This is a genomic window from Kitasatospora sp. NPDC054795 (genome assembly GCF_053611565.1).
Genome location: NZ_JBSHAP010000003.1, coordinates 50,708 through 75,656 on the forward strand (window position 1 = coordinate 50,708; position 24,949 = coordinate 75,656).

The window sequence follows — 24,949 nt, forward strand, 5'->3', positions numbered from 1 at the left end:
GTGTGCGGGTGTGCGGGTGTGCGGACGGGTGGATCGGTGGCCGGTTCGGCCGGGGCGGGCTCAGGCCGCCGCCGCGGAGTCCCGGGTCGGGACGGCGACCAGCACGAAGTCCGCGCCGGCGTCGTCCCGGACCAGCGCGGTGCGGCCGAACGGCGCCGGCGTCGGCCCCGTGACGACCGTGCCGCCGAGGGCGCGCAGCCGGTCGGCCGTACGGTCGGTGTCCCCGGTCGCGAAGTGGACCAGCCAGCGCGCCTTTGCGCCCGGGCCGGCGGGGCCGATGCTGCACGCGGGCAGGCCGGCCACCCGGGCGAGGGTGTGTCCCTCCCGTGGCCGGTCGTAGCCGTAGCCGAGGACCCGGTGGTAGAAGGCCCGGGCGGTGTCGGGGTCGGGGGAGAGGTGCTCGTTCCAGGCGAGCGCGCCCGGCTCGTCGACCAGGCCGGCGCCGTCGATGGTGCCGGCCTGCCAGAGTCCGAAGCGGGCGCCGAGCGGGTCGACGGCGAGCGCGGCGCGGCCCTGCTCGGGCACCTCGTACGGCTCACGGGCGAGGCGGCCGCCGGCGGCCCGGACCGCGGCAAGGGTGCGCGGCGGATCGGGGCAGGCGAGGAAGGTGGTCCAGGTGGCGGGCGGGTCGGTCGGCCGGGCCCGTTCGACGGCCGCGACCTGGGCGCCGTACCGGGTGGCAACCGCCTCGGCGGGACCGGTCGGAACGAACTCCCAGTCGAACAGCGCGCCGTAGAAGGCCTCCGCCCGTGCGATGTCCGGCGTGGTGAGAACAACCCAGCACGGCACCCCGGCACGGTAGTTGCCCGGTTTCGGCATGCGACCCTCCTGGCGGGCCCGGTGCCCGGTGCCCGGCATTCGGCATTCGGCGTTCGGCGTTCGTCGCCACCGGCCCCACCCGCCAGCCTCCGCGCCCGGCGGGTGCGCGGCAAGCGGGGGATCAGGACACTCCGTGCGGCCGGAACTGGATGCTGATCCGCGGGCCCACCGGGCGGGCCGTCTTGGGGATCGCGTGCTCCCAGGTGCGCTGGCAGGAGCCGCCCATCACGACCAGGTCCCCGTGCCCGAGCGGGTGGCGGACGGCCGGCCCGCCGCCGGACCGGGGCCGCAGCGCCAGGGTGCGCGGCTCGCCGACGGAGAGGATCGCCACCATGGTGTCCTCGCGGGCGCCGCGCCCGATCCGGTCGCCGTGCCAGGCCACGCTGTCCCGGCCGTCCCGGTAGTAGCACAGGCCGAGGGTGCGGAACGGCTCGCCCAGCTCCTGGGCGTAGTGCCGGCTCAGCGCCGTCCGGGCCAGGCCGAGCACCGGGTGCGGCGGTTCGGCCTGCGCCGGGTAGGAGGCCAGCAGGCGCGGGACGTCGACCGTCCGTTCGTACATCTCGCGGCGCTCGGCCCGCCACGGCACGTCGGAGGCCAGTTGTTCGAACAGCTCGTCGGCTCCGTGCAGCCAGCCCGGGAGCAGGTCCAGCCAGGCGCCGTCGCCGAGCGGCTGCCGCCGCAGGCCGGTGAGCGGGCCGAGGCGGAGGCCGCCGCGGTCCGCGTCGTCGAACAGCGAGGGCTGGAGGTGGACGGTGCCGTGCATGGGGCCAGCGTACGCCTCGATTCGAACATGTGCTCGAACCGAGTTTCAGGCCGTGCCGCCGCCCTCGTCGGTCAGGTCGAACCGGACCCGCCCGTGCGGGTCGAGGTCCAGCTCCAACAGGGTCGGCGGATCGTGGGCCGTGACGGCGCCGGAGGCGATCACGGTGCGGCCGTCGGGAACGGTGGCCGGCAGCCACCGTTGCGACACCCCGGACTGCGTCGTCGGAGGAGGCTGGACCCATCACGCGGGAGCCCGCCGCGCGGCTCACGAACGGCGAGTCCGTGAGCCGCGCGCGGGTACCGCCCCGCACCGAGCCGTCGGCCTACGCCCCGGACACCGCGCGCGACAGGCGCAGCGGCGCCTCGACGGCGTCGGCGGCGCCGAGTTCGCGCACCGCCTCCCGCCGCACCGCCTCCCGCCGCACCGTCGCGACCGGAGCCGCGAGCTGAGCCAGGGTCGCCGCCGGAGCGTGGACCGTCAGCTCGAAGTCGCGGCGTGTCTTGGCGTCCGGGGCGAGCGGCAGGCGGATGCGGCCGTCCGCGACCATCCGGCGGACCCGGCTGCGGCTGAGGCCGAGGCCGGACATGAGCAGGCGTTCGACCCGGACCGGGACCGGCAGCTCGAAGCTCACCAGCACCGTCAGCGGGGTCGGATCGTCGATCGCGTGGAGCGGCGTGCGTGCCTCCAGCTCCCAGGTGCCGCTCCAGTCCAGGCTGTAGCCGTTCTTGGCGGCGAGCGACGCACTCATCGTCAGTTCCCGCACCACGGCGAGGTCGTTGTTCTCGTACGCCTCCCTGCGGGCGGGTTCCAGCGACGACGTGTGGACGCGCTCGTGGACGGGCACCTTCGAGGTCCGGTCGCAGCCCGCGCAGCTGAGCAGCAGCCAGACGTCGAGGAGCTTGCCGTTGGCGTTGACACGGATCTTGCCCGAGGGCCGGTGCCGCGTGCTGTAGCAGTCCGGGCAGCTGCGGACGACGGTGGGCAGCGCGGACTGGCGCACGGCCCAGCGGGCCTTGCGTTCGGTATGCATGGTGGTCTGTTTCCTGGTTCATCAGGAACGCGCGCGGACCGGATCGGCTGGATCGGCCGGGGCTCCTGGTATCTGACGAGTGCTCATGAAGGCGCGTGTCATCGCCTCGGGGCGGATGGCCGCATGGCGGGCGTCCCGAGGTCGATCGCGCGACAGGTCGTGTCTCTCCGTGGCAACTCGCGACAGCGCGTCTCATCGCCTCGGGACATGGCCACATGGCGGCATGGCCGAGCGCCAAGGGCGGTCGATCGCGTGAGCGCGCGTGTCATCGACTCGGCGCGCGGCCGATGGCCCGGCGCAGAGGTCGATCGCGTAGGGATGAGTTGCTACGTGGCAGTCGTCAGCACAGGTACATGCCGCACATCGTGATCTGGGCCGCGCTCCCCCGCAACCGATTTTTTTCGGACCAGCGCCGTCGGGCCGGCGCCGCCAGCTCCCCGCGCGAGCCGACACCGAGCTTCGCGCAGGTCGCAGGTCGCAGGTCGCAGGTCGCAGGTCGCAGGCCGCAGGGCGCAGGGCGTCCGGGTGCCGCCGACGGCGCCGGGGCGGCCGCCGGTCGGTCGAGCGGCCGGTTGCCCGCTCCCGTCTAGGCTTCGGACATGGCGATCAACGGCTTCGGGGTCACCGAGTTCCAGCTGGTGCTGCTGCGCCGGATGGCCGATTTCCAGGCCGTGCTGGTGGAGGGGGCGGTGCGGCGGCTCGGCGCCACCCGGGCCTCGATGCGGGAGGCCAGCAAGCGCTGGCAGGCGATGGTCCGCGCGCCCGGCTTCCCGCGCGGTGCGGCCCGGTACGCGGCCGTGCTCGGGCCGGCCGGGGGGAGTGTGCCGCGTCGGATCGGGGATCTCGACTGCGTGGCGCGCCAGTGGGTGCTGCCGCTCTGGCCCGAGTTGCGCTTCGAGATCCTGCTCGGCCCGGCGGAGATCGGTGGGCCGCTGCTGAACGAGTGGCTGGTGCGGGCGGCGGGCTCCCCGCCGCCCGTGCTGCGCACGCCGGCCGATCTCGCGCCGTGGAGCTGCGTGGTGGGCGATGTCGGGGCCGCGTTTCCGTCCGCGGTGCCGCGCGAGGGCAGTGCGCCGACCAGGTTCCGGCTGGACTTCGTGGTCCCGGATGCCGATGGACGGCTGTGCCCGTGCGAGGCCGACTTCACCTGGGGGTTGCTCCAGGAGGTCCGTCCGAGCGGCGGCCAGGGCATGGATATGCCGGGCGATGCAAGGTGATATTCAGTGAATGCCTTAGATTTGCAGGCCAAAAGAGGATGTGGCAATCTAATTGCAGACATTGAAGAGTTTTGGCATCGGAAAGTGAAGGATCATGTCGGACGGCGCCCGCGTCATCGTCGGAGTCAGCGGTTCACTGCACAGCCTGACCGCCCTGCACCGGGCGGCCGAGGAGGCCCGGGCCCGGGGGGCCGTCCTGGTGCCGGTGCTCGCCTGGACGCCGGTCGGCGGTGAGCGCAACTACCGCGCCCGGCCCTGCCCGCCGCTGCTGCGCGCCTGGCAGGAGCTCGCCGAGGCGCGAATGGAGAGCGCGCTGGAGCAGGCGTTCGGCGGACTGCCGATCGGGGTGCCGGTGCAGCCGCTGGTCGTGCGCGGCGAGGTCGCGACGGTGCTGACCGGGCTGGCCGACCGCCCGGGCGACCTGCTGGTGGTCAGCACCGGCGAGCAGGGCGGCCTGCGGGTCAGGCTGCGCGGGCTGACGCGCCGCTCGATCGCCCGGCGCTGTGTGAACCGGGCCCGCTGCGGGGTGCTCGCCGTTCCGCCGTCCACGCTGCACGAGGATCTGCGTGCGCTGCACCGCGGCATCGACCTGAGGGAGCTCGCTGCGGTCTGACGGTCCGTCAGGCGCGGTGCACGGTAAGGCCGTCGACCACCGTACGGGTGGGGCGCAGCTCGCGCAGCGCGTCCACCGGGCAGGCCGACGGATCCAGCGGATCGACCGGCCACACCGTGAGGTCGGCGAACGCCCCCGGCCGCAGGCTGCCGCGCACCGCGCTCTCGCAGGTCAGCCTGGCCGCGTTCACGGTGTGCAGCGCGACCGCCTCGGACCGGCCGATCGCGTGCTCCGGGCCGACCACGCCGGCCGTGGTGCCCCGGGTGGTCATGCCCCACACCGACACCATCCCGCCGTACGGGCCGACCGGGAAGTCCGAGCCGCCGGTGATCAGCGCGCCCTCGTCCAGCCACTCGCGCAGCGGGAAAAGCGCGGCGGTGCGCTCCTCGCCCCAGGCCCGCTGCTGGGTGAGCGCGCCGTCGTGCAGCAGTGGGTGCTGGACCGTCACCGGGATGCCCAGCGCGATCGCCCGCGCACGCTGCTCGGAGCGGGCCAGGCCGCCGTGCTCGACCACCAGGGTGCCTGGCGGCAGGCCGGGGTGGCGCTCGACCACCTGCTCGAAGACGTCCAGCAGGACCCGCAGCCCGCGGTCGCCCCAGGCGTGCACACCGACCCGCCGGCCCCGCCCGACCACCCGCTCCACCGCCGCGAGCAGTTCGTCCGGCTCCCAGAGCAGCCGGCCGTGGTAGCAGGGCTGCCCCTGGTACGGCTCCTCCACCGCGCCCGCCTCGAAGCCGCCGTCGATCCCGAACTTGACGCCCCAGATCCGCAGTCGGTCGTCGTCCCGGCCGGCCGCCCGCCAGTCGTCCATCCGGTCCAGCAGTGCGTCCACCTGGGCCGGCGTGCGGGCGGCGAAACCGGAGACCAGCGCGCGGACCCGGACGGCCAGGGCGCCCTCGGCCCGGGCGGCGTCCAGGACGTCGAGGTCCTCGGCCGGGACCAGGCAGTCGCGGACGGTGCCGATCCCGGTGGCGGCGAAGTCGGCGGAGGCGGCGCGCAGTCCCTCGATCCGCTCCGTGAGGGTCGGGCTCGGCAGCACCCGCTCGACCAGCTCGACCGCCCGGTCGATCAGCCGGCCGGTGAGCCGCCCGTGCTCGTCGCGCTCGATCACGCCGCCCGGCGGCGCCTCGGTGGCGTCGGTGATCCCGGCCAGCCGCAGTGCGGCCGAGTTGAGCACCATGTTGTACGCGCCGCGGCGCACCAGTACCGGGTGTTCGGCGGTGGCCGTGTCCAACTCCCCGGTGGTGGGCATCCGTTGCTCGGTCAGCAGGACCTCCTGCCAGTTGACCGTGGTGCGGATCCACTCCCCGGCGGGGGTGCGGGCGGCGCGTTCGCGGATCAGGCCGAGGAATCCGGCGAGGTCGCGGGCCCGGTGGACGGGCACGCCGTGGACGCTGTGTCCGGCCAGGATCAGGTGGGTGTGGGTGTCGTCGAAGGCGGGCAGCACGGTCGAGCCCGGGGCGTCCACCACCTCGGTGCCCGGGCCGATCAGGGCGTCCAGTCCGTCGGGCGCGGCGGAGAGCGCGGTGATCCGGCCACCGGTGACGGCGACCGCCCGCCGGGGCGGCTCGCCGGGCACCAGGGTGTGCACGGCGGCGGCGCGGATCAGCAGGTCCGCGGGGGTGGGGCGGGCCGCCGGAACGGCGGAGGCGGGTCGGATCACCGGATCGTCGGGGTCGGTCATTGCGGCTCCTGGGGGCGGGACAGTCCGGTGACCTTCTCGACGTACCGGAGGCTGGGCTCGGCGAGCAGTCCGTGCAACTCGGTGAACACCGCGCGCGCCGGTACCGCGTTCCAGTCGGCGGGCAGCAGCGGCGCGGGCAGCCCCGGATCCAGGTACGGCAGCCGACGCCACCGGGTGAGCATCGGCACGTAGTCGCGGAAGGCCTCGGCCGGGTCGACCGGAGACCGTCCGCGCAGCTCCTCGGCGGCCGGGTGCCAGGCATCGGCGAAGGCCCCGTACTGTGCCCCGATCGCCGGGAGGTCCCACCAACTCGCCACCGCTGTACGGAGATCGGCGAAGCCGGCGTACTCGGCGGAGAGGAACAGATGGACGTAGGCGCTCAGCCCGAGCCGGTCCAGCAACCGACGGGCGTCCGGCAGCAGCCGGGCCGGTGCCAGCCAGACCCCGGGGGCGGCGTTGCCGAAGCCCAGCCAGCTCAGCCGGGAGCGCAGCTGGTGGCGGTGGGCGCGGGCGGACTCGGGCACCGAGAAGACCGCCACCACCCAGCCGTCGGCGAGTTCGGCCGGCTCCAGGCTGTGGAAGATCCGCCGGTCGCCCTCCTCGAAGACCGGCTCCATCGCGAGCGCGAGCCGGTACCCCGTGCCCGCGCGCCGCTCCTGGAGCAGGGTGCCGGCCTTCTTCAACCGCGAGATCGCCGAGCGGACGGCCGGGCCGTCGACGTCCAGCTCGGCCAGCAGCGCGATCAGGTCGGCGATGGATATCCAGCCGCCGAGGCGGCGGACGAACTCGCCGTAGACGGTGTGGATCAGGGAGCTCGGCCGGGACGTGTTCTCGGACATGCGCGGGCCCTCCTCCCCGGTGGTGGTGGCGATCATAACGAGAGTGCCGGTCCGAGGGCGCGCAATCCTGCGTTCCCAAGGCGCCCGGGGGGCTACGCGTAGGCACCGGAGAGCAGGTGTCCGGCGCCGGGCGCGAAGGCGGGCAGGCCAAGGGCCCGCAGGAGCTGGTGGGTGGTGCAGACGGCCGCCGAGACCACCGGCTTGCCCAACTGCTGCTCGGCCTCCTCGACCGCGGACAGCGAGGGCAGTTGCACGCAGGCCGAGAGCACCACCGCGTCCGCCTCGGCGTGGGCGAGATCGCGGGCGATGGCGGGCAGCAGGGCCGGGTCGTGGGCGGCGACGTCGAGGTTGTCGGCGATCTCCAGGGCGGCGTGGTCGAGCACCTCGATGCCCTCCGCGGCGAGGTACTCGACCACCGTCCGGGCCAGCGGTCGCAGGTACGGGGTGACCATGGCGACCTTCGCGGCCCCGAGTTCGTGCAGCCCGGCGACGAGCGCGCCGGCGCTGGTGACCACGGGCGCGGGGGCGCCGTTCTGGACGGTGCGCAGGTGCAGCCGCCGTTCGGCCTGCCGGTGGTAGCCGGGGCCGGTGGCCATCACGGCGACCAGGCAGGCGTAGCCGATCACGTCCACCCGGGCGTCCGACAGCTCGGCGGCGCAGCGGTCGGACTCGGCGTCCATGGCGCGCAGTTGTTCGGGGGTGACCCTGGTCATCCGCATCCGGCTGGAGTGGAAGGTGAACCGCTCGGGGGCGACCGCCTCGCGGGCCCGCAGCAGGGCGGGGACCTCGGTCTCCATGGTGACGTTGGAGCTCGGGACGATCTGGCCGATCCGGTGGGTGGTCATCGGGTGGACGGTCCTTTCCGGTCCGGGGCGGGTCAGCGGGCGTCGATCACCGGGTTGGCGAGCGTGCCGATCCGTTCGATGGTGGCCTCGACCAGGTCGCCGGGCTGGAGGAACTGCGGCGGCACCATCCCGGCGCCGACGCCGGAGGGGGAACCGGTGGAGATCACGTCGCCCGGTTCCAGGGTGACGCCGGAGGAGATGTCGGCGATCAGCCGGGCGACACCGAACAGCATGTGGCGGGTGTTGGAGTCCTGCCGCAGCTCACCGTTGACCGTCAGCGAGAGGTCGAGCCGCTGCGGGTCGGGGATCTCGTCGGCGGTCACCACGACCGGGCCGAACGGCGCGTAGCTGTCCTGGCCCTTGGAGAAGAACCACTGGCCGGAGCGGCGCTGGTCCCGGGCACTGATGTCGTTGACGATGCTGTAGCCGAACACGTGCCGCAGCGCGTCCGCCTCGGCCACCCGGAAGGCCGGTGCGCCGATCACCACGGCGAGTTCGCACTCCCAGTCGAGCTGCTTGGTGAGGTCGGCGTTGTGCAGGATCGGGCCGCCCGGGCCGGTGACGGCGGTCGAGGGCTTGCCGAACAGCACCGGCCGGTCGGGCAGTTCGCGGTCGGTGTCCAGGGTGCGGTGCGACTCGGCCACGTGCTCCACGTAGTTGAGGCCGACGCCGACGATCTTGCCGGGGCGCAGCGGCGCGCACAGCGAGACCTCGGCGAGCGGCCGGCCGGTCGGTGCCCCGGCCAGCAGGTCGCGGACGGTGGCCAGGGCCGGCTCTCCGGCGCGGATCAACCCGAGGAGGTCGGGAGGCAGTCGGACCCCGGCGGCGGTGGCGAGGGCGGTCAGGTCGACGACCCGGTCGCCGTCGATCCGGGCGCCGAGGCGCGGGGTGTCGTCATGGCCGTCGTCCCCGGTGCGGCCTGCGGGGCCGGCGTCGTCGTGGGTGCGGAAGGTCAGCAGGTGCATGGTGGTGGGGCTCCTGGTCAGGCGGTGGTGACGGTGGGCTGCTGCCCGTCCGGATGGGCCTCCTCGCGGTGGAGGCCGAGCGCGCGCATCACCGGGAAGTCGTTGAAGGAGAACAGGCAGGCGTCCTCGCCCCGGTCGAGGTTCTCGTGCTCGTGCCAGGCCCAGGACGGGACGACGAAGATGTCGCCCTGCTGCCATGCGAAGCGCTGCCCGGCGATCACCGAGGCGCCGCGTCCCTTGGCCGCGGTGTACACCACCGAGCCGGTGTGCCGGTGGGCGCGGGTGGCCTGGCCCGGGCGCAGCAGTTGCAGGTGGGCGGACATGGTCGGCATCACCGGGCCGCCGGTGACCGGGTTGGTGTACTCCATGGTCACGCCGTCGTAGGGCGATCCCTCGGTGGCGCGGGCGAGCCGGCGCAGCGCGTGGTAGCTGGGCTCCCAGGGCCAGCCGAGCAGCGGGGAGTACGGCCGGGTCCACTTCTCGACGCCGTACGGCAGCAGGTTGCCGCCGTAGCTGAGCAGCGAGGAGCCGGTGACCGGCCCCGGTCGCTGGTACAGCTCCGGGTGGACCTCGTAGAAGTTGGCGTCGAGGGTGTTGACCAGCGGGATGTCCAGGCCGTCCTGCCAGATCACCGGGGCGTCGTCGGCCTCGTTTCCGTGCTCGTGCCAGGTGTTGTTCGGGGTGATCGCGAAGTCGCGCGGGCCGACCTTCAGCTTCTGTCCGTCCACCACGGTCCAGGCGCCGGTGCCCTCGTGGACGAAGCGCAGCGCGGAGGCCTGGTGGCGGTGCGCCGTCATCGCCTCGCCGGGCCCCATGATCTGCAGGCCGGTGTACAACAGGCCGACGGCGGCGCTCAGTTCGCGGCGGCCGGGGTTCACCAGCATCACCACCCGGCGGCCGGCGTCGTCGGCCTTCACCAGCGGCAGCGCCTTGCGCACCAGCGGGCGGAGGTCGGCGTAGCGCCAGAGCACCGGGACGGACCTCGGCTGCGGGTACCAGGGTTCGATCTCGTTCGCGACCGTCCACAGGGCGCCCGCCTCGTGCTCGGCCAACTCCTTGTAGTAGGCCATCAGTTCGGGGCTGTCGGTGACCCGGGCCCGGCCGATCCGGTCGTCGTCGTGAGCGTTGTGGCCGGGGGTGCTCTCGGGGCTGGTCATGCCTCCTCCTCGGGGAGCGTCAGCGGCCGCAGCGGGCGGTTGTCCACGTGCAGCCGGAAGACGTCGAAGCGGTTGTAGTGCCCGACGATGTCGTGCATCTGCTTGGGCTGGATGCAGCGGCCGAGGTCGATCTCGGCGTAGACGATGCCCTCCTCGTCCACCAGCGGTTCGGTGACGGGGCGGCCGTCCGGACCGAAGATCCCGGACAGGGCGCTGTGCGGGCGGGCGAGCTGCTTGCGGACCTGCGGGTCGTCGCCGGCGATCAGGTCCACCATCCCGGGCGAGAGGGTGGAACAGGAGACGACGGAGAACACCTTGCCCTCGAAGCAGTGCGCGGCGGTGCGCAGCGCGATCGAGTCCGCCATGTCGTAGTCCTCCGGGCCCACCGGCAGTGCGATGTAGCAGGCGGCGTGGACCAGTTCGCCCTGGGCCAGCAGGGTGAAGCGGGCCAGCGGGTTGGTGTTCTCGCCGCAGGCCAGCGCGCCGAGCGGGCCGACGGCGGTGGGGTGCACCGTGAGGGTGCTCCCGTCGCCCTGGCCCCAGGTCAGTTTTTCGGCCCAGGTCGGCATCAACTTGCGGTGGACGCTGATGAGTTCGCCGTCCGCGTCGATGATCAGCAGGGTGTTGTACAGCAGTCCGAGGCCGGGCCCGCCGCGTTCGTTGATCCCGATCACCAGTACCACGCCGGCCTGCCGGGCGGCGGCCCGCAGGGTGTCGACGTGCGGGCCGGGGACGTCGACGGAGGCCCGGTACAGGCGCTCGAACCAGGGCGAGCCCTGGACCGGGTTCATCGTCCAGTTCCAGTACGGGTAGCCGGGCACGAAGACCTCGGGGAAGACCACCAGTTCGGCGCCGTGCCCGGCCGCCTCGTGGATCAGCGCGACGGCCTTGTCGACGGTGGCGGCCGGGTCCAGGTAGACCGGGGCGGCCTGGACGGCGGCGGCGGTGAAGCGGGGCAGGTGGGGCATGGCTCCTCGTCACTCCTCGGCGGTGTCGGAAGGAAAAGGCGGTGACCAGCGGCGGTGGACGGGCGCGGGCGGCTCGCGCAGCAGGTGCAGGCGCGGGGCGACCCGGTCGGCGTTCGGGCCCGGCGGCCTGCGGCTGCCCGCCATCCACGGCCCGGGCCAGCGGGCGCCCGGCCCGGTGTGGCCCCGCTCGGCGGCGGCGTGCAGGGTCCAGAGCGGGTCGTACAGCTGGGCGCGGCCGACCGCGACCAGGTCGGCCCGCCCGGCCAGCAGCACGGAGTCGGCGTCGTCGAACCCGGAGATCGCGCCGACCGCGATGGTCGGCAGGCCGGTGGCGGCGCGGACCAGCTCGGCGAAGGGCGTCTGGTAGCCGCGCCCGTACGGCGGCCGCTGGTGCGCCACCACCTCGCCGGTGGAGACGTCCAGCGCGTCCGCCCCGGCCCCGGCGAGCGCGCGGCAGATCGCCACCGCCTCCTCCTCGGTGGTGCCGCCGGGCGCCCAGTCGCTCGCCGAGATCCGCACCAGCAGCGGGCGGCCGGCCGGCCAGACGGCCCGTACCGCCGTCAGTACCTCCAGTGGCAGCCGCAGCCGGTGGGCCAGCGGGCCGCCGTAGCGGTCGGTGCGGCGGTTGGTGAGCGGGGAGAGGAAGGAGGAGAGCAGGTGGCCGTGGCCGAACTGGAGCTCCAGCACGTCGAAGCCGGCCCGGGCGGCCCGCTCGGCGGAGGCTGCGAAGTCCGCGGTGACGGCGTCCAGTTGGATGTCGTTTGCCTCGTGCGGAACGGGGCTGTCGGCGTCCCAGGGAAGGGCCGAGGGGGCGATCAGCGGCCAGCCTTCGGTGAGCGGGCGGCCGATGCCGTCCGGCCCGGGGGCGGTGGTCGCGCCCCGGCGGCCGGCGTGGGTCAGCTGGATGCCGAGCGGGGTGTCGCTCACCGCCCTGACGGCGCCGACGAGTCGGTGCCAGGCGGCCTCCTGGTGGTCGGTCCACAGGCCCGGGCAGCGGTCGGTGGCCCGGCCCTCGGGGCCGACCGCGGTCATCCCGGCGAGCACCAGCCCCGCGCCGCCGAGCGCGTGCCCGGTCAGCTGGGCCCGGTCGAAGCCGCTGGGCAGCGCGTCGGGGGAGGTGAAGGTGGCGAGCGGCGGCACCACGACGCGGTTGCGCAGCTCCAGTGCGCCCAGCTTCAGCGGCCGGAACATCGGCGGCACTCCGGGAGAGCCGCCGAAGGCGGTGTCCACGGCGTCCACGAAGGCGGGGTCGCGGGCCCGCAGATTGCCGTAGGTGACCCGCCGGCTGCGGGTGAGCAGGTTGAAGGCGAACCGGTCGGCGTCCTGCCCGGTCCGCCGCCCGATGGTCTCGAACCACTCCAGACTGGCCTGCGCGGCACGCTGGGTGGACTCCACCACCGGGCGCCGCTCGGCCTCGTAAGCGGCCAACGCATCGTCCAGGGTGGGCTGTTCGCTCAGCGCGGCGGCCAGGGCGAGGGCGTCCTCCAGGGCGAGCTTGGTGCCCGAGCCGATCGAGAAGTGCGCGGAGTGCGCGGCGTCGCCGAGCAGGACCACGTTGCGGTGGCGCCAGCTCGCGTTGCGCACCGTGGTGAAGCGGATCCAGCGGGAGGCGTTGGGGATCAGCCGGTGGCCGTCCAGGTGCCCGGCGAGCAGCTCCGCGCAGCGACGCACGCTCGCCAGATCGCTCTCGCCGCGCGCCGGTTCCCGTGCGGCGAGGGCCTCGAAGCCCGCGCGGCGCCAGGCGTCCGCGGCCGCCTCGACGATGAAGGTCGAGCGGGTGGCGCTGTACGGGTAGGCGTGCACCTGGAGGACGCCGAAGTCGAACCGCTCGACGATGAAGGTGAAGGCCTCGAAGACCTTGTCCGTGGCGAGCCACATGTAGCGGCAGTGGCGCTCGTCCAGATCGGGGCGGAAGCTCTCCGGGAAGGCGGACCGGGTGCCGGAGCGGATGCCGTCGGCGGCCACCACCAGGTCGTACTCGGCGGCCAGCCGGTCCACGGGCGGGGCGGGGGTCCGGTAGCGCACGTCCACCGCCAGCTCGGCGCAGCGCCGTTGCAGGACGGCGCGCAGCCGGTTGCGGTCCAGGGCGGCGAAACCGTGGCCGCCGCTGGTGCGCACTTCGCCCGCGAAGCGGATGTCGATGTCGCTCCAGCAGGCGAACTCGGCGCCGATCGCGGCGAAGACGTGCGGGTCGGCGTTCGCGATGCCGTCCAGGGTCTCGTCGGAGAAGACCACACCGAAGCCGAACTCGTCGTCCCGGCCGTCCCGTTCGAAGACGGTGAGCTCCCGGTCGGGCGCCAGCTGCTTGGCCAGGGCGGCGAAGTAGAGCCCGCCCGGGCCGCCGCCGATCACGGCGATCCGGGTACGGTCCCGTGCGCGGCTCATGCGGCCGCCTCGGGGTCGGTGATCGCCCCGGGACCGACGGACGGCCCGGGGGCGATGGCCGCCCCGGCGCCGGCGGCCGTCCCGGGGCTCACGCGGCCACCTCCGGGCGCTGCGGCCCGGCCTCCGCCAGCGTGCGGCGGACCTGTGAGGGCCACGGCTCGGCGCCCCCGTCGTGCGGTCCGGAGTGCACCACCGACATCCGCCCCTTCGCGGCCAGCCCGTGCGGGCCGTGCACCTCGAAGGCGTAGTGCAGGGAGGAGCCGCCGACCCGGACCACCCGCAGCTCGGTGCGGACCAGGTCGCCGAACCAGAGCCGTTCGCGGTAGTCGGCCTCGAAGTGCACCCGGGGGATCCGCCCGAACAGGTCGGCCAGTCCGAGCCGGCGCAGCAGGGCCGCCTCCGCCGCCTCGGCCCAGCGCTGCACGGCGGAGAAGTGGTAGTGCCCGGCGGCGTCGGTGTCGAACCACTCCACCCGGCGCTCGACGGTGACGCTGGCCGGGGTCGGTTCGGCCCGTCGGCGCAGCTCGGCGCGGTGCAGCTTGCCGGTCGCGGTGCGCGGCAGCCCGGGCACGAACTCGACCGCCCGCGGGTACTTGTACGGTGCGATGGTGCGCTTGACGTGCTCCTGGAGCCCGCGCGCCGTCTCCGGACCCTCCGGGACGCCCGGGCGCAGCACCACGTACGCCTTGACCACCGTGCCGCGCCGCTCGTCCGGCGCGCCGACCACCGCGCAGTCGGCCACGTCGGGGTGGGTGGCGAGCGCTTGCTCGACCTCGGGCCCGGCGATGTTGTAGCCGGCCGAGACGATCATGTCGTCGTTGCGGGCCCGGAACCAGAAGTAGCCGTCGCTGTCCCGGACGTAGGTGTCGCCGGTGAGGTTCCAGCCGCCGCGGACGTAGTCCAGCTGGCGCTCGTCGTCCAGGTAGCGGCAGCCGGTCGGGCCCTTGACCGCCAGCATCCCGGGTTCGCCGTCCGGCACCGGACGGCCCTGCCCGTCCAGGACCGCGGCCCGGAAGCCGGGGACGGGCCGGCCGGTGGAACCGGGCCGGATGTCCCCGCCGGCGGCCGAGACGAACACGTGCAGCATTTCGGTGGCGCCGATGCCGTCGATCAACCGCTGTCCGGTGGCCTCGTGGAAGGCCCGCCAGATGGCGGCGGGCAGCGGCTCGCCCGCCGAGACGCAGTGCCGCACCTCGGAGAGCCGGTCCGCCAGCCCGGCGGCCAGGATGGCCCGGTAGGCGGTCGGCGCGGTGAACAGCACACTCACCCGGTGCCGGCGCACCTGTTCGGCGAGCTGCTCCGGGGTGGCGTGCTCCAGCAGCAGGCCGGCGGCGCCCGCCCGCAACGGGAAGACCAGCAGGCCGCCGAGGCCGAAGGTGAAGCCGAGCGGCGGGGTTCCGGCGAAGAGGTCCTCGGGGGTGGGGCGGAGCAGGTGGCGGGAGAAGGTGTCGGCGATGGCGAGCACGTCGCGGTGGAAGTGCAGGGTGGCCTTGGGGTGGCCGGTGGTGCCGGAGGTGAAGGCGATCAGCGCGACGTCGTCGGCGGCGGTCGGGACGGCCGGGAAACGGGCGGCCTTGGCGGCGCAGCGGGCGGTGAGGTCCTCGGGGCCGGGGCCGCCGTAGCCGAGGACGCGCAGCCCCGGGGTCCGTGCCCGGTGCAGCTCGTCCAGGAAGCGGTGGTCGCACAGGGCGAGGACGGGCCGGGCGATGCCGTGCAGTTCGGTCAGCTCGGCGGCGCGCAGCAGCGGCATGGTGGTGACGGCGACCCCGCCGGCCTTCAGTACGCCGAGCCAACAGGCCGCCAGCCAGGGGGTGTTGGGGCCGCGCAGCAGGACCCGGTTGCCGGTGGCGAGGCCGAGGTCCTCGGTCAGCAGGCGGGCGATCCGGTCGGCGTGGTCGCGCAGTTCGCCGTAGGACCACCGTTCGGTGGGGGTGAGCAGGCAGGGCCGGTCGGGGCCGAGGCGCTCGATGGTGTCGTCGAGCAGGGCGGCGGCGCAGTTCAGGCGATCGGGATAGGCCAACTCCGGGAGTTCGAATAGGAGTTCGGGCCATTGCTCGAAGGGTGGGAGGTGGTCTCGGCAGAACGTGTCCACGTGCGCGGAGGGTGAGAGCTCCATGGGCGGGCACCTCGTTGTGCGAGCGGGGAGTGAGGCCAGTATGGCGCGTCCGTGACGCCAGTCAAGGGAGCGATACATGCATTCGGGCGACGACCCGGCTCCCCGCCCGCTCCGGGCGCCGGGGGCGCCGACCGTCAGCTCGTCGTCCCCCGGGCGGAGGCGTCGGGAGTGCGGCCCTCCTGGGCCTGGTGGGCGCGGTCGGCGAGCAGCCGGGCGAACACCGTCAGCCCGGGCGCGGTCAGGGCGGCTCCCGGCCCGTCGTCCCGCACCAGGAGCAGCACGCCGCCGACCTGGACCAGCGCCACCGCCGACGAGGAACCGACGGTCCGGGTGGCGCTCCGGTCGCCGATCCGCGGGATCGCCACTGCCGTCGACTCCACGCCGCCGGTGCGTTCGAGTGCGCTGTCGAAGGCCTTGGCGGCCGCCTCGGGGGAGGCGAAGGCGACCACGTCGAACTCCACGGTCTGCACCGACGCGGCGCCGAACGTCACGCTGGCCGAGGCGAGTTGCCGGTCGCAGGCGTCCGGCAGCAGGCACGGCACCGCGTCGGTCGGGCCCGTCCCCGACTCCGGCCCCCGCTGCACCCGCCACCCGCGCGGCATCGCCCCCTCGTCGGGCAGCACGCCCCGGACCAGCGCCGGATCGCCCAGGGGCTGCGCGGCGTGCGCCAGCCCGGGCCCGCCCGGTTTCAGCAGCGGGCGCGAGCCCAGGTGGACGCCGAGCGCGACCAGTGCGGCGATCAGCACCAGGACGAGCGCCGCCACGATCCCGGCGCTGCTCCGCCGGGCGGCGAGCGCCCGGGCACGGGCGGCCGCGGGGCCGGTCCGCAGCTGCACGGTGCTCGGGCCCTTCGGCGGCGGTGCGGACGGCGGGCCGACCCGCAGCTGCACGGTGCTGGGCTCGCTCCGCAGGTGGACGGTCGGTGGATCGTCCGGCTTCCCGAGCGCGGTGGTGGCCAGGTACTGCGCGAACGCCGGGTCCGTGGCCAGCAGGTGCGCGACGGCGGCGGCCAGCAGCGCCCGCGCCTGTGCGTCCGCGGGGCTCGCCTGCGCCGCCGCGAGCGCCCCGGCGCCCTCCGGCACCATCCGCAGCCGCGCCCGCACGACATCGGCCACCGCCTGGTGCGGCCCGTCGCCCAGCAGTGCCGCCGCCACCGCATCCGGTGCCGGCCCCCGGCCGTCCCCCATGGCAACTCCCCCTGCCGCACGAGTGGTTGCCCCCACGATCCCGGACCGCCGGCCACTTCGTACCCACGCCGAACGGAACGGAGACGCAACTGCAACCCCACCCGGACGAACCGGGGCGCCGTGGCGTGGCCGGTGGTGACGGCCGGGAGCGTGCCCCGGCGTTGCCTTCGCCCGTCTTCGCCCGTCTTCCCCCGTCTTCGCTCGCGTTCGGCTCCCGGCCCGGCGGCCGCGCGGGCCCCGGCCGCGGTGGCCCTGCCCCGGTCCTGGGTCGGTAGGGGGCCAACCTGCGCCTCGTGCTGCGCGCACACCGGTGTCGCGGCCTGATCCGGACGGGCCCGGGTGGCGCGCGTCAGCCGACCAGAGCCCTCAGTACGTCCGGGGGCAGGGCCGGGTTGGCCGCCGCGGCCTCGGCTGTGCGGGGGTCGGGGGAGGCGAGGCAGTGGGCGAGGACGCCGGGGGTGGCGTGGCGGTGGGCGGCGATGGCCCGCAGGGCCTTGATGGGGACGGGCTCGGTGGCGGCGATCCGGTCGAGCAGGGCGGCCGGGGCGGCCGGGTTGGCGGCCAGGGCGGTGGCCACCTTGGTGCCGAACCGGTCGAGCACGGCGGTGAGTTGCGCGGACGTGAGGCCGGGGTGCGGGGCGACCGCCTTCGCGACGGCGGCGTCCGGGTCGGCGGCGAGCCGGTCACGTACGGCGGCGGGCAGGCTGCGGTGCTCTGCGACGAGCATCCGCACCCGGGGTTCCGAGGAGCCCGCGAGTGCGGTGAGTTCGTCCGGGGCGGCGCGGGCGATCCGGGGGAGCAGGGCGGCGCCGATCCGGACGGCGACGGCGAGCCGTTGGAGGAGGTCGAGCGGGAGGTGCGGGTGGCGGGCGAGCCGGCGTCGGACGTCGGGGTCCTCGTCGTCGACGAGCCGGTGCATCAGCGGCAGATCGATCCCGGGGTTCTCGGCGAGGCTGCCCCGGACCCGCAGGGCCGGGTCCTCGGCGAGCCGGTGGTAGGTCTCCACGGGCAGCGCGGGGTGTTCGGAGAGCCGCTGCCGGACCAGCGGGTGGTCGTCGACGCGCCGGGCGGCCGCCGCACCCGGGGTCGTGGGGTTGCCCGCCGCCTGGCCGCGGGTCCGGACGTCCTCGTCGGCCAGGAGTGCCGTCAGCAGCCGGGGTGGAGCGGTCTCGTTCGCCGCGACCCACCGCCGGACCTCGGCCTCGGGGTGGGCGGCGAGCCGGGCCAACAGGTCCGACCGGCGGGTGTGGAGGCCGAGTTCGGCCAGCACGGCGGTGTCCTCGTCCGTCGCGAGGAGATCGGCGGCCTCGTCCGGCAGCCCGGGGCAGGAGCAGAGCCGCATCCGGACGTACGGGTCCGGGTCCCGGGCCAGCTGCCGGGCCCACGCCGGATCTCCGCGTCCCTCGTCCAGCAGGGTGAGCGCGACCAGCGGGCGGGTGACCGGGTTGGCGTCCGTGGTGCGCAGCGTGCCGCCGCGGGCGAGCCGGACGGCGGTGTCCTCGTCGCGTCCGGCGAGCCGACGGGCCTGCGCCGGGTCGAGGTCCGGCCGGTCCGCGAGGGCGTCGGCCAGCTCCTCGTCGGTGTCGGCGGCGTCGAGCAGCCGCCCGAGAAGGTCGGGCGGCAGGGCGGGGTTGCGGGCGGCGGCGTGCAGCAGTGGCGGCATCCGGGCATTGTGCCCGCCGCCCGGCCGGGCGCGCCGCCGAATCGACCGGCCGGGCGGCGGGCCGGGGGCCGTCAGCGCAGGTCGAAGACCAGGCGGGCGGAGACCTTGCCGCTCAGCACCTCGTCGAAGCAGGCGTTCACGTCGTCGAGGCGGCGGGTCTCGCGGATCACCCGGGTGCGGCCGAGGGCGTGCAGCCGGAAGACCTCGGCGAGGTCCTCGCGGGTGCCGACGATCGAGCCGATCACCTTGGTGCCGTTCAACACCGTCTCGAAGACGGGCAGTTCGAGCTTGCCGCCGGCCGGGAGGGCGACCAGGACGAGGTTGCCGCCGCGGCGCAGGGCGCCGTAGGCGGCCTGGAAGGAGGCGTTGCTGACGGCGAGAGCGATCGCGGCGTGGGCGCCGCCGAGGGCCTGGACCTCGGCGGCGACGTCCTGGGTGCGGGCGTCGAGGACGTGGTCGGCACCGAGGTCGCGGGCCAGGGCGAGTTTGTCGTCGGTGACGTCGACGGCGATGGTCTCGGCGCCGAAGACCCGGGCGTACTGGAGTGCCAGGTGACCGAGCCCGCCGATGCCGGAGACCAGCACCCGGGTGCCGGGCCCGGCCCCGGAGACCTTGAGCGCCTTGTAGGTGGTGACGCCCGCGCAGGACAGCGGCGCGGCGTCCAGCGGGTCGATGCCGTCGGGGACGGGGACGACGTAGTCGCCGTGCGCGAGCGCATACTCGGCGTAGGCGCCGTCCACGGAGTAGCCGCTGTTGTGCTGCTGGAGGCAGAGGGTCTCCCAGCCGGAGACGCAGTGGTCGCAGCGCCCGCAGGCGTCCGCGAGCCAGGGGATGGCGACCCGCTCGCCCACCCGGACGTGCCGGACCAGGTCGCCGGCCGCCTCGACGGTGCCGACGCCCTCGTGCCCGGGCACGAACGGCGGGCTGGGCTTGACCGGCCAGTCGCCGTGGGCGGCGTGGATGTCGGTGTGGCAGAGGCCGGAGGCCTCGATCCGGACCCGGACCTGGTGCGGGGCCGGCTCGGGTACCGGGTGGTCCTCGACGACCAGCGGTGCGGTGAAATCGCGGACGACGGCGGCCTTCATGCGCTGCTCCTCGGGCGTACGGCCGGGTACGGGGGTACTGCCGGCGGCTGCGCGGGGGCGCAGCCGCCATCAGCTTCACCCGACGGGGTGATCTTCGCCGGTCGAACTAGGCCGAACGAGTGATCATCCGTCCGCGTATCCGCGCAGGTCAGCGCACCGGCATCGACATGTACACCGCCCGTCGCCCGTAGCAGGCGGGTACCGGCACCTCCCGGTGCGCCCGGTAGCCGAGCAGCCGGAGCAGGATGTCCGCCCCGCGCACCGCGACCATCGAGATCCGCTCGTAGCCCTGCCCGCTCGCGTGCTCCCGGAAGTGCCGGATGAAGCCCAGCGCGACCTCTCGTCCGCGCAGGTCCTCGGCGATCACCAGGTCGTGCACGTGCAGGTTGGTCGAGCGGAAGGCCTGCTCCTCCGGGCGGCTGAGGTCCGGGCAGCGCAGCGGCGGGTAGGGCAGGCTCAGCAGGTAGCCGCGCACCACGCCGTCCTGCTCCAGCACGAAGCAGGTGCCGGGCGAGCTGTGGGCGCGCGACTGGAGCGCCTCCCGGCCCTCGGAGAGGTCGTCGGCCGCGTAGGCGTCGTGCTCCAGCGCGACCACGGCGTCCCAGTCGTCGTCGGCCAGCTGCCGGATCCGGAGGTCCTCGCTCACCGAGCCGGCGCCTCCGTGCCGGCGTCCGTGCCGTCCGTGCCGGCGTCGAGGCCCTCCGCGCCGGCGTTGAGCCCCTCCGCGCGGGCGGCGGCCACCATCGGAGCCCAGGCCTCCAGCAGCACCGCCCACCGCTCGGCGTCCTGCCGGGCCTCGTCCAGGAGCTGCTGCCGCTGCCCGGCCACCACGTCCGCGAGCTCGGCGTACTTGCCGCCCAGCTTGCGGTAGGAGCGGTCCAGGACGTCCAGGCAGTGCACGTTCCCGGCCTGGTCCCAGTCGACGCTGCCCCGCACCAGGTCGAGGATCGGCTCGACCTTCAGCCCGTGCCGCTCGTCCAGCAGCCCGCGGCCGAGGTCGATCATCCCGCCGTAGACCGGGTACAGGTACAGCATCGAGAGCAGGAACTTGACGAACCGCATCTGGTAGGAGACGAAGCCGGTGCCGGTGCGGCGCTCGGGCGTGTAGTAGTTGACGATGTGGCGGTTGTGGACGACGCCGGGCAGCCGGGAGTGGACCATGGCGTGCAGCAGGGCGTAGTCGCTGCCGATGGTCTCGATCGAGGGCAGCAGCGGCAGCACCTCGTAGGCCCGGTGGTCCAGGGCGATGTTGCACATGTAGACGTCCCAGATGTCGGGCACGCCGAGGACGGATTCGTCGGTGCTGAACGGCTCGGAGCCGGCGCCCTTGAAGGAGACGTCCACCATCGCGTCCCTCTCCTCCTCCGACCACACCGGCGGGGTCCACAGGCGCACCACGTCGCGGTAGACGGCCGGGTCCATCTCGTGGATCTCGCTGATGTCCACGTTGAGTTCGCCGATGAAGGAGCCGCTGACCAGCATGACCGGCTTGTCCGCGTCGGCCGGGTCGAGCTCGGAGCGGGACACGCCGGCCACCGCCTCGCCGGCCGGGCGGCCGATCGAGAGCAGCTCGTGGTGGATCGGGAAGACCTTCCGGCCGTCGACGACCTGGAAGTCGGCGTCGTCGTTGCGCAGGTGTGCCGAGGTGCAGCCCAGGGCGGCGGCGCCCAGGAAGAGCCGGTTGACGCAGGAACCGTACGCGACGGCCCGCGGGAGCATCAGGTCGAGCAGCAGTTCGGGGTCGGCGGCGCCGGAGCGCTCGGACACCCGGCGCAGGAACTCCCGCTGCCCCGCCTCGCTCAGGTGGTGGACGGCCACGCCGGGGGTCGGCTCCAGCGCGGCCACGGCGCCCGCGTTCTCCGCGAACCCGACGGCGTCGGTGGTGTCGAGGACGAGGAGGTGCACCTCGACCCCGAAGGTCGCGACGGCGTAGGCCGCCTCCTCGGCGAGTTCCGCGATGGTCTCGGGGCAGGGCCGCATGGTGGGCAGGGCGAGGCAGACTCTTTGCATGGTGCGGATTTCTCCATCGGATCGTCAGATTCGGTTCCACGGAGGCCAGTTGGGCGCACAGGGAGGCCCCGGGCGCGGGCTGGTGCCGGTCCGCCGGACTACCGTGGACTAGACCACTTTTGATGTCAACGATTGACAGCGGCGCCCCGACGGGGTGCAATACGCCCCCTCCCGCGCGATCCACCGCCCCCGCACGGGCGCCGGAAATCGCACGCGGGGGCGAACACCCCCTGCAGGGTCGAACGTCCGGACGGGTGCGGGGGGTTCATCGCCGGGCATTTGCGCCGTCGGGGTCAATCCGCGAGCCGTACCTGCCGATACCGGAGGTGATGCCCTTACGCCGTTCGGAGGAGCCCGCAATGCCCGAACCGTGGCTGCCCGGTGCCGAGATCCACGACCTCGGCGACCACGCGCCGACCGATCAGCAGTACCCGCCGAAGGCCATCGCCCACATCACCTGGGACCGCAACGCGACCGCCGCCGCACCGCAGGACTGGTGCTCCTACGAGGACCTGGTCGGCTACTTCACCGGCAGCGGCGCCGGCAGCGCGCCGCACCTGGTCTGGGACCCGTTCAGCGGCCGCACGGCGCAGCTGTTCCCGGCCGACTCCCGCTCGAAGAGCCTGCTCAGCCCCGCCGAGAGCCCGACCCGCACCAACCGGGCCGGGCGGGTGGTGATCCAGATCGAGGCGGTCTTCTTCCCCTACTGCCGCTACCAGGGCGGCGTCTACCCGCGGCTGGTCGACACCCCGTGCGCGGGCTGGGACCGCATCCACGCCTGGATCTCCTCCTGGGGCGTGTCCGACATCTGGCCGATGGGCCGGCCCACCGACTTCTCCGGCCACCGCGACGAGCGGACCTGGGAGGCCTTCGGCGGCTGGTACGCGCACGCCCACGTGCCCTACAACGACCACACCGATCCGGGCTCCTGGCCCGACTTCACGGCTGGGCCCGGCTCCCCGGACATCCCGCCCTCCCAGCAGCACCCGGTGCCCCCCGCCGCGCCCGCCCGCTACCAGGTCAGCATCAACGGCCTGGCGTACGGCTACGGGGCCCAGGGCTACCAGGTGACGGCCGTCGGGCGGGCGCTGGTCGCGAACGGCTTCGGCGACCACTACCGCTCCGGCCCCGGCCCGAACTGGACGGACGCGGACACCGAGAACTACTCGGACTACCAGGGGAGTCTGGGCTACTCCGGGCAGGCGGCGGACGGCGTCCCGGGCGCGGGCTCGCTGCGCCGGCTGCTCGGCTACCTGCCCGGGCAGCGGACGGTCTCGGTGGCCCACGTGATCGAGGCGGCCCGGACCGACCCGGGGGCCGAGCAGGGGCACCTGACCTACCCGGCCGAGGCGGCCATCGTGGAGCAGGCGCTGGTGGACGAGGGACTGCTCGACCAGCGCTGGGTGGACGGCTCGTTCGGCAGCCGGACGGTCGCCGCGTACGCGGCCTGGCAGCGGAGCTGCGGGTACGAGGCGGGGGCGGCGGACGGGATCCCCGGCCCGGCCTCGCTGCAGCGGCTGGGTGCGGCGCAGGGGTTCGCGGTGACCGACTGAGGGCGGTGCTGCTCCCGGGGGAGGCGTGGCCGGCGCCGCGCCGAGGCCGTGTACTCGCCCGGGAGTAGGCGAGGTTACTTCCTCCGTCAGATGCCGGATGAGGCAGGGACGGGAGAGTCTGGGGCCGTCCTGGTGACCCGATTCGAAGGAGGTACCCGTGCGCTCGCCCACCGGCGCCGTCGCGGCGTCCGAACCGACGCCACGGCGGGTGGCGGCACCCGCGTCCGGGGGCCGCCGCCTGCCGCCGCCGGTGCGCAAACCGCTGGTCGTCCTGCACGTCGTCGCCTCGGTGAGCTGGCTGGCCGTGATGCTCTGCCTGCTCACCCTGGCGGTGACGGCCCTGACGACCGCGGACGCCGACCGGCTGCGCACCGCCTACCGGGCGATGGGCCTGCTCGGTGACGCGCTGATCCTGCCGCTGAGCCTGCTCACCTTCCTGAGCGGGGTGGCGCTCGGGCTCGGCACGTCCTGGGGGCTGTTCCGGTACTACTGGGTGAGCACCAAGTTCTGGCTGACACTCGGGGCGATGACGGCCTCCGTCCTCGCCCTCACCGACCGGCTGCACGACGCGGTGCGGGTGGTGGACGCGCATCCAACCGGCCCGATCACGGTGGCGGATCTCGGCTTCGTCCGCTACAACACGGTGATCGTTCCGGCGGTGGCGCTGACGCTCTACCTGTTCAACGTGATCCTGTCGGTGTACAAGCCCTGGGGCCGTCGCAAGGCCCATGCCAAAGTCACCGCCCCGGCCCAGCTCACGGCCCCGGCACCGGCCCCGGTCAGGGACCCGGTCAGGGCCGAGGCTGCAGCCGAGGCCACGGACACCCGTCCGGGCCGAATACCCGGAGCGGGCGACTGACCGGCAGGCCGTCGGCCGCGGCCCGGTCGCACGGGGAATGCCCGTGCGGGGCGCAGGCGTTGTCCAACGACGTGACCACTGCCGCGCCCACGACCAGGCTCTCCGTGCTCGACCGCTCCCGGACCCGACAGGGCGAGGAGCCGGCCCAGGCGCTGCGGAGCACCGTGGCCTTCGCCCGTGAGGTGGAGCGGCTCGGCTACCACCGGTTCTGGGTCTCCGAGCATCACGGCGTGCCGGGGGTGGCCGGGTCGGCTCCCACCGTGCTCGCTGCGGCGGTGGCGGCCGCCACCACGCGCATCAGGGTCGGTACCGGCGGGGTGATGCTGCCCAACCACCAGCCGCTGGTGGTGGCCGAGCAGTTCGGGGTGCTGGCCGCACTGTTCCCGGGTCGGATCGACATGGGGCTCGGGCGCTCGGTGGGCTTCACCGACGGTGTCCGGCGGGCGCTGGGGCGGGAGAAGGACGCCGCGGACGCGTTCGGTGCCCAGCTGGCCGAACTGCTCGGCTATTTCGACGGCTCGCAGCCGGCGAACCGCGGGGTCCACGCCCGGCCTGCCGAAGGCCTGCACGTCCCGGCCTTCGTCCTGGCCACCGGCACGGGCGCCGACCTGGCCGCCGACGCGGGACTGCCGCTGGTGATCGCCGCCCCGCGAGGAATGGACCGGATGCTGGAGGCGATCGACCGCTACCGGGCCCGCTTCCGTCCTTCCGCGCAGGCCGCCGAGCCGTACGTGGTGGTCTCGGGGACGGTGGCCGTCGCCGACACGGCCGAGCGGGCGTGCGAGCTGCTCGTCCCTGAAGCCTGGTCCGGCGCGTACTCCCGCACCCACGGCGAGTTCCCGCCGCTGACCTCGGCCGCCGAGATCCGGGCCCGGGCGATGACCGCCCGGGAGCGGGCCGCGTTCGAGCAGTCGCTCAAGGGCCACATCGCGGGCACCCCGGAGCAGGCCGCCGCCGAGCTGGCGAAGCTGGTCGAGTGCAGCGGGGCGGACGAGTTCCTGGTCACCACCAGCACCTACGACCGCACCGCGCTGCTCGACTCCTACCGGCTCCTCGCCGAGGCCGTCGGCCAGATCTGACCAGGCGAGGGCCGGGGGTGGGCCGGGTCGGGGGGAGGTCCGGGCAGGGGTGGAGCCGGTCCGTCACCCGGTCGTCACCGGGCCCCGCCGCCCGCCCGCCCCCGGCCCGTCG

Annotated in this window: 23 protein-coding genes and 1 pseudogene; 5 read left to right on the plus strand and 19 right to left on the minus strand. The window is 74.5% G+C overall.

Annotation, left to right across the window (positions count from 1 at the left end; translation table 11 throughout):
* Positions 1 to 60 precede the first annotated feature (60 nt).
* From ACWGJO_RS01790 to ACWGJO_RS01805, 4 genes are all read right to left on the minus strand, one after another.
* On the minus strand, positions 61 to 819 hold the full coding sequence (locus ACWGJO_RS01790; protein WP_452181670.1) for a VOC family protein: 759 nt from the start codon (positions 817 to 819) through the stop codon (positions 61 to 63).
* A 121-nt stretch (positions 820 to 940) separates the two neighbouring features.
* Positions 941 to 1,582, minus strand: coding sequence for an alpha-ketoglutarate-dependent dioxygenase AlkB (locus ACWGJO_RS01795; RefSeq protein WP_452181671.1), 642 nt, complete (start codon positions 1,580 to 1,582; stop codon positions 941 to 943).
* Positions 1,583 to 1,627: 45 nt separating this feature from the next.
* A complete protein-coding gene (locus ACWGJO_RS01800; RefSeq protein WP_452181672.1) occupies positions 1,628 to 1,789 on the minus strand; it encodes a hypothetical protein in 162 nt (53 codons plus the stop codon).
* Positions 1,790 to 1,904: 115 nt separating this feature from the next.
* Positions 1,905 to 2,612, minus strand: coding sequence for a DUF1062 domain-containing protein (locus ACWGJO_RS01805; RefSeq protein ID WP_452181673.1), 708 nt, complete (start codon positions 2,610 to 2,612; stop codon positions 1,905 to 1,907).
* A 599-nt stretch (positions 2,613 to 3,211) separates the two neighbouring features.
* Here ACWGJO_RS01805 and ACWGJO_RS01810 point away from each other — a divergent pair.
* A complete protein-coding gene (locus tag ACWGJO_RS01810) occupies positions 3,212 to 3,829 on the plus strand; it encodes a hypothetical protein (RefSeq protein ID WP_452181674.1) in 618 nt (205 codons plus the stop codon).
* Between the two features lie 94 nt (positions 3,830 to 3,923).
* A complete protein-coding gene (locus tag ACWGJO_RS01815; RefSeq protein ID WP_452181675.1) occupies positions 3,924 to 4,442 on the plus strand; it encodes a universal stress protein in 519 nt (172 codons plus the stop codon).
* Positions 4,443 to 4,449: 7 nt separating this feature from the next.
* On the opposite strand, the gene ACWGJO_RS01820 is transcribed toward ACWGJO_RS01815, so the two are convergent.
* The 14 genes and pseudogenes from ACWGJO_RS01820 to ACWGJO_RS01885 form a co-directional block, all read right to left on the minus strand.
* Positions 4,450 to 6,126, minus strand: a complete 1,677-nt coding sequence (locus tag ACWGJO_RS01820) for an amidohydrolase (RefSeq protein ID WP_452181676.1) — start codon at positions 6,124 to 6,126, stop codon at positions 4,450 to 4,452.
* Positions 6,123 to 6,965, minus strand: coding sequence for a PaaX family transcriptional regulator (locus ACWGJO_RS01825; RefSeq protein ID WP_452181677.1), 843 nt, complete (start codon positions 6,963 to 6,965; stop codon positions 6,123 to 6,125). The genes ACWGJO_RS01820 and ACWGJO_RS01825 overlap by 4 nt, the downstream gene beginning before the upstream one ends.
* Before the next feature lie 92 nt (positions 6,966 to 7,057).
* On the minus strand, positions 7,058 to 7,810 hold the full coding sequence (locus ACWGJO_RS01830) for a maleate cis-trans isomerase family protein (RefSeq protein ID WP_452181678.1): 753 nt from the start codon (positions 7,808 to 7,810) through the stop codon (positions 7,058 to 7,060).
* A 32-nt stretch (positions 7,811 to 7,842) separates the two neighbouring features.
* Positions 7,843 to 8,775, minus strand: coding sequence for a fumarylacetoacetate hydrolase family protein (locus tag ACWGJO_RS01835; RefSeq protein WP_452181679.1), 933 nt, complete (start codon positions 8,773 to 8,775; stop codon positions 7,843 to 7,845).
* A 17-nt stretch (positions 8,776 to 8,792) separates the two neighbouring features.
* Positions 8,793 to 9,932 (minus strand): cupin domain-containing protein, encoded by a 1,140-nt coding sequence (locus ACWGJO_RS01840; RefSeq protein ID WP_452181680.1) that lies wholly within the window; start codon positions 9,930 to 9,932, stop codon positions 8,793 to 8,795.
* On the minus strand, positions 9,929 to 10,900 hold the full coding sequence (locus tag ACWGJO_RS01845) for a carbon-nitrogen hydrolase family protein (protein ID WP_452181681.1): 972 nt from the start codon (positions 10,898 to 10,900) through the stop codon (positions 9,929 to 9,931). Before ACWGJO_RS01845 ends, ACWGJO_RS01840 begins: the two co-directional genes overlap by 4 nt.
* 9 nt (positions 10,901 to 10,909) lie before the next feature.
* Positions 10,910 to 13,285, minus strand: a complete 2,376-nt coding sequence (locus tag ACWGJO_RS01850) for an oxidoreductase (protein ID WP_452181682.1) — start codon at positions 13,283 to 13,285, stop codon at positions 10,910 to 10,912.
* Between the two features lie 88 nt (positions 13,286 to 13,373).
* The gene (locus ACWGJO_RS01855) at positions 13,374 to 13,757 is read right to left on the minus strand and encodes an acyl-CoA thioesterase (protein WP_387728216.1); all 384 of its coding nucleotides are present in this window, start codon (positions 13,755 to 13,757) and stop codon (positions 13,374 to 13,376) included.
* Positions 13,758 to 13,793: 36 nt separating this feature from the next.
* Positions 13,794 to 15,401 (minus strand): annotated as a pseudogene (locus ACWGJO_RS01860) (AMP-binding protein); the annotation flags it as partial.
* Positions 15,402 to 15,535: 134 nt separating this feature from the next.
* Positions 15,536 to 16,588 carry a hypothetical protein gene (locus ACWGJO_RS01865; RefSeq protein WP_452181683.1) on the minus strand — a complete coding sequence of 351 codons (1,053 nt, stop codon included), beginning with the start codon at positions 16,586 to 16,588 and terminating at the stop codon, positions 15,536 to 15,538.
* Positions 16,589 to 16,937: 349 nt separating this feature from the next.
* The gene (locus ACWGJO_RS01870; RefSeq protein WP_452181684.1) at positions 16,938 to 18,251 is read right to left on the minus strand and encodes a hypothetical protein; all 1,314 of its coding nucleotides are present in this window, start codon (positions 18,249 to 18,251) and stop codon (positions 16,938 to 16,940) included.
* A gap of 71 nt (positions 18,252 to 18,322) precedes the next feature.
* Positions 18,323 to 19,336, minus strand: coding sequence for an alcohol dehydrogenase AdhP (adhP, locus tag ACWGJO_RS01875; RefSeq protein WP_452181685.1), 1,014 nt, complete (start codon positions 19,334 to 19,336; stop codon positions 18,323 to 18,325).
* A gap of 148 nt (positions 19,337 to 19,484) precedes the next feature.
* On the minus strand, positions 19,485 to 19,982 hold the full coding sequence (locus tag ACWGJO_RS01880; protein WP_452181686.1) for a GNAT family N-acetyltransferase: 498 nt from the start codon (positions 19,980 to 19,982) through the stop codon (positions 19,485 to 19,487).
* Positions 19,979 to 21,346 (minus strand): DUF6271 family protein, encoded by a 1,368-nt coding sequence (locus ACWGJO_RS01885; RefSeq protein ID WP_452181687.1) that lies wholly within the window; start codon positions 21,344 to 21,346, stop codon positions 19,979 to 19,981. Before ACWGJO_RS01885 ends, ACWGJO_RS01880 begins: the two co-directional genes overlap by 4 nt.
* A 359-nt stretch (positions 21,347 to 21,705) precedes the next feature.
* Between ACWGJO_RS01885 and ACWGJO_RS01890 the strand changes: the two genes are divergently transcribed.
* The gene (locus ACWGJO_RS01890) at positions 21,706 to 22,899 is read left to right on the plus strand and encodes a peptidoglycan-binding protein (RefSeq protein WP_452181688.1); all 1,194 of its coding nucleotides are present in this window, start codon (positions 21,706 to 21,708) and stop codon (positions 22,897 to 22,899) included.
* An 86-nt stretch (positions 22,900 to 22,985) separates the two neighbouring features.
* On the opposite strand, the gene ACWGJO_RS01895 is transcribed toward ACWGJO_RS01890, so the two are convergent.
* Positions 22,986 to 23,117, minus strand: coding sequence for a hypothetical protein (locus tag ACWGJO_RS01895; RefSeq protein WP_452181689.1), 132 nt, complete (start codon positions 23,115 to 23,117; stop codon positions 22,986 to 22,988).
* Here ACWGJO_RS01895 and ACWGJO_RS01900 point away from each other — a divergent pair.
* Positions 23,057 to 23,758: a DUF2269 domain-containing protein gene (locus ACWGJO_RS01900; protein ID WP_452181745.1), complete on the plus strand. Its 702-nt coding sequence runs from the start codon at positions 23,057 to 23,059 to the stop codon at positions 23,756 to 23,758. The genes ACWGJO_RS01895 and ACWGJO_RS01900 overlap by 61 nt on opposite strands.
* Before the next feature lie 71 nt (positions 23,759 to 23,829).
* A complete protein-coding gene (locus ACWGJO_RS01905) occupies positions 23,830 to 24,837 on the plus strand; it encodes an LLM class flavin-dependent oxidoreductase (protein WP_387688299.1) in 1,008 nt (335 codons plus the stop codon).
* Positions 24,838 to 24,949 lie beyond the last annotated feature (112 nt).

Coding starts and splice junctions, on each gene's coding strand:
- ACWGJO_RS01810 (WP_452181674.1), top strand. CDS start 3,212: ATGGCGATCAACGGCTTCGGGGTCACCGAGTTCCAGCTGGTGCTGCTG.
- ACWGJO_RS01885 (WP_452181687.1), bottom strand. CDS start 21,346: ATGCAAAGAGTCTGCCTCGCCCTGCCCACCATGCGGCCCTGCCCCGAG.
- adhP (WP_452181685.1), bottom strand. CDS start 19,336: ATGAAGGCCGCCGTCGTCCGCGATTTCACCGCACCGCTGGTCGTCGAG.
- ACWGJO_RS01845 (WP_452181681.1), bottom strand. CDS start 10,900: ATGCCCCACCTGCCCCGCTTCACCGCCGCCGCCGTCCAGGCCGCCCCG.
- ACWGJO_RS01830 (WP_452181678.1), bottom strand. CDS start 7,810: ATGACCACCCACCGGATCGGCCAGATCGTCCCGAGCTCCAACGTCACC.
- ACWGJO_RS01835 (WP_452181679.1), bottom strand. CDS start 8,775: ATGCACCTGCTGACCTTCCGCACCCACGACGACGCCGGCCCCGCAGGC.
- ACWGJO_RS01815 (WP_452181675.1), top strand. CDS start 3,924: ATGTCGGACGGCGCCCGCGTCATCGTCGGAGTCAGCGGTTCACTGCAC.
- ACWGJO_RS01795 (WP_452181671.1), bottom strand. CDS start 1,582: ATGCACGGCACCGTCCACCTCCAGCCCTCGCTGTTCGACGACGCGGAC.
- ACWGJO_RS01805 (WP_452181673.1), bottom strand. CDS start 2,612: ATGCATACCGAACGCAAGGCCCGCTGGGCCGTGCGCCAGTCCGCGCTG.
- ACWGJO_RS01825 (WP_452181677.1), bottom strand. CDS start 6,965: ATGTCCGAGAACACGTCCCGGCCGAGCTCCCTGATCCACACCGTCTAC.
- ACWGJO_RS01850 (WP_452181682.1), bottom strand. CDS start 13,285: ATGAGCCGCGCACGGGACCGTACCCGGATCGCCGTGATCGGCGGCGGC.
- ACWGJO_RS01790 (WP_452181670.1), bottom strand. CDS start 819: ATGCCGAAACCGGGCAACTACCGTGCCGGGGTGCCGTGCTGGGTTGTT.
- ACWGJO_RS01890 (WP_452181688.1), top strand. CDS start 21,706: ATGCCCGAACCGTGGCTGCCCGGTGCCGAGATCCACGACCTCGGCGAC.
- ACWGJO_RS01840 (WP_452181680.1), bottom strand. CDS start 9,932: ATGACCAGCCCCGAGAGCACCCCCGGCCACAACGCTCACGACGACGAC.
- ACWGJO_RS01820 (WP_452181676.1), bottom strand. CDS start 6,126: ATGACCGACCCCGACGATCCGGTGATCCGACCCGCCTCCGCCGTTCCG.
- ACWGJO_RS01865 (WP_452181683.1), bottom strand. CDS start 16,588: ATGGGGGACGGCCGGGGGCCGGCACCGGATGCGGTGGCGGCGGCACTG.
- ACWGJO_RS01870 (WP_452181684.1), bottom strand. CDS start 18,251: ATGCCGCCACTGCTGCACGCCGCCGCCCGCAACCCCGCCCTGCCGCCC.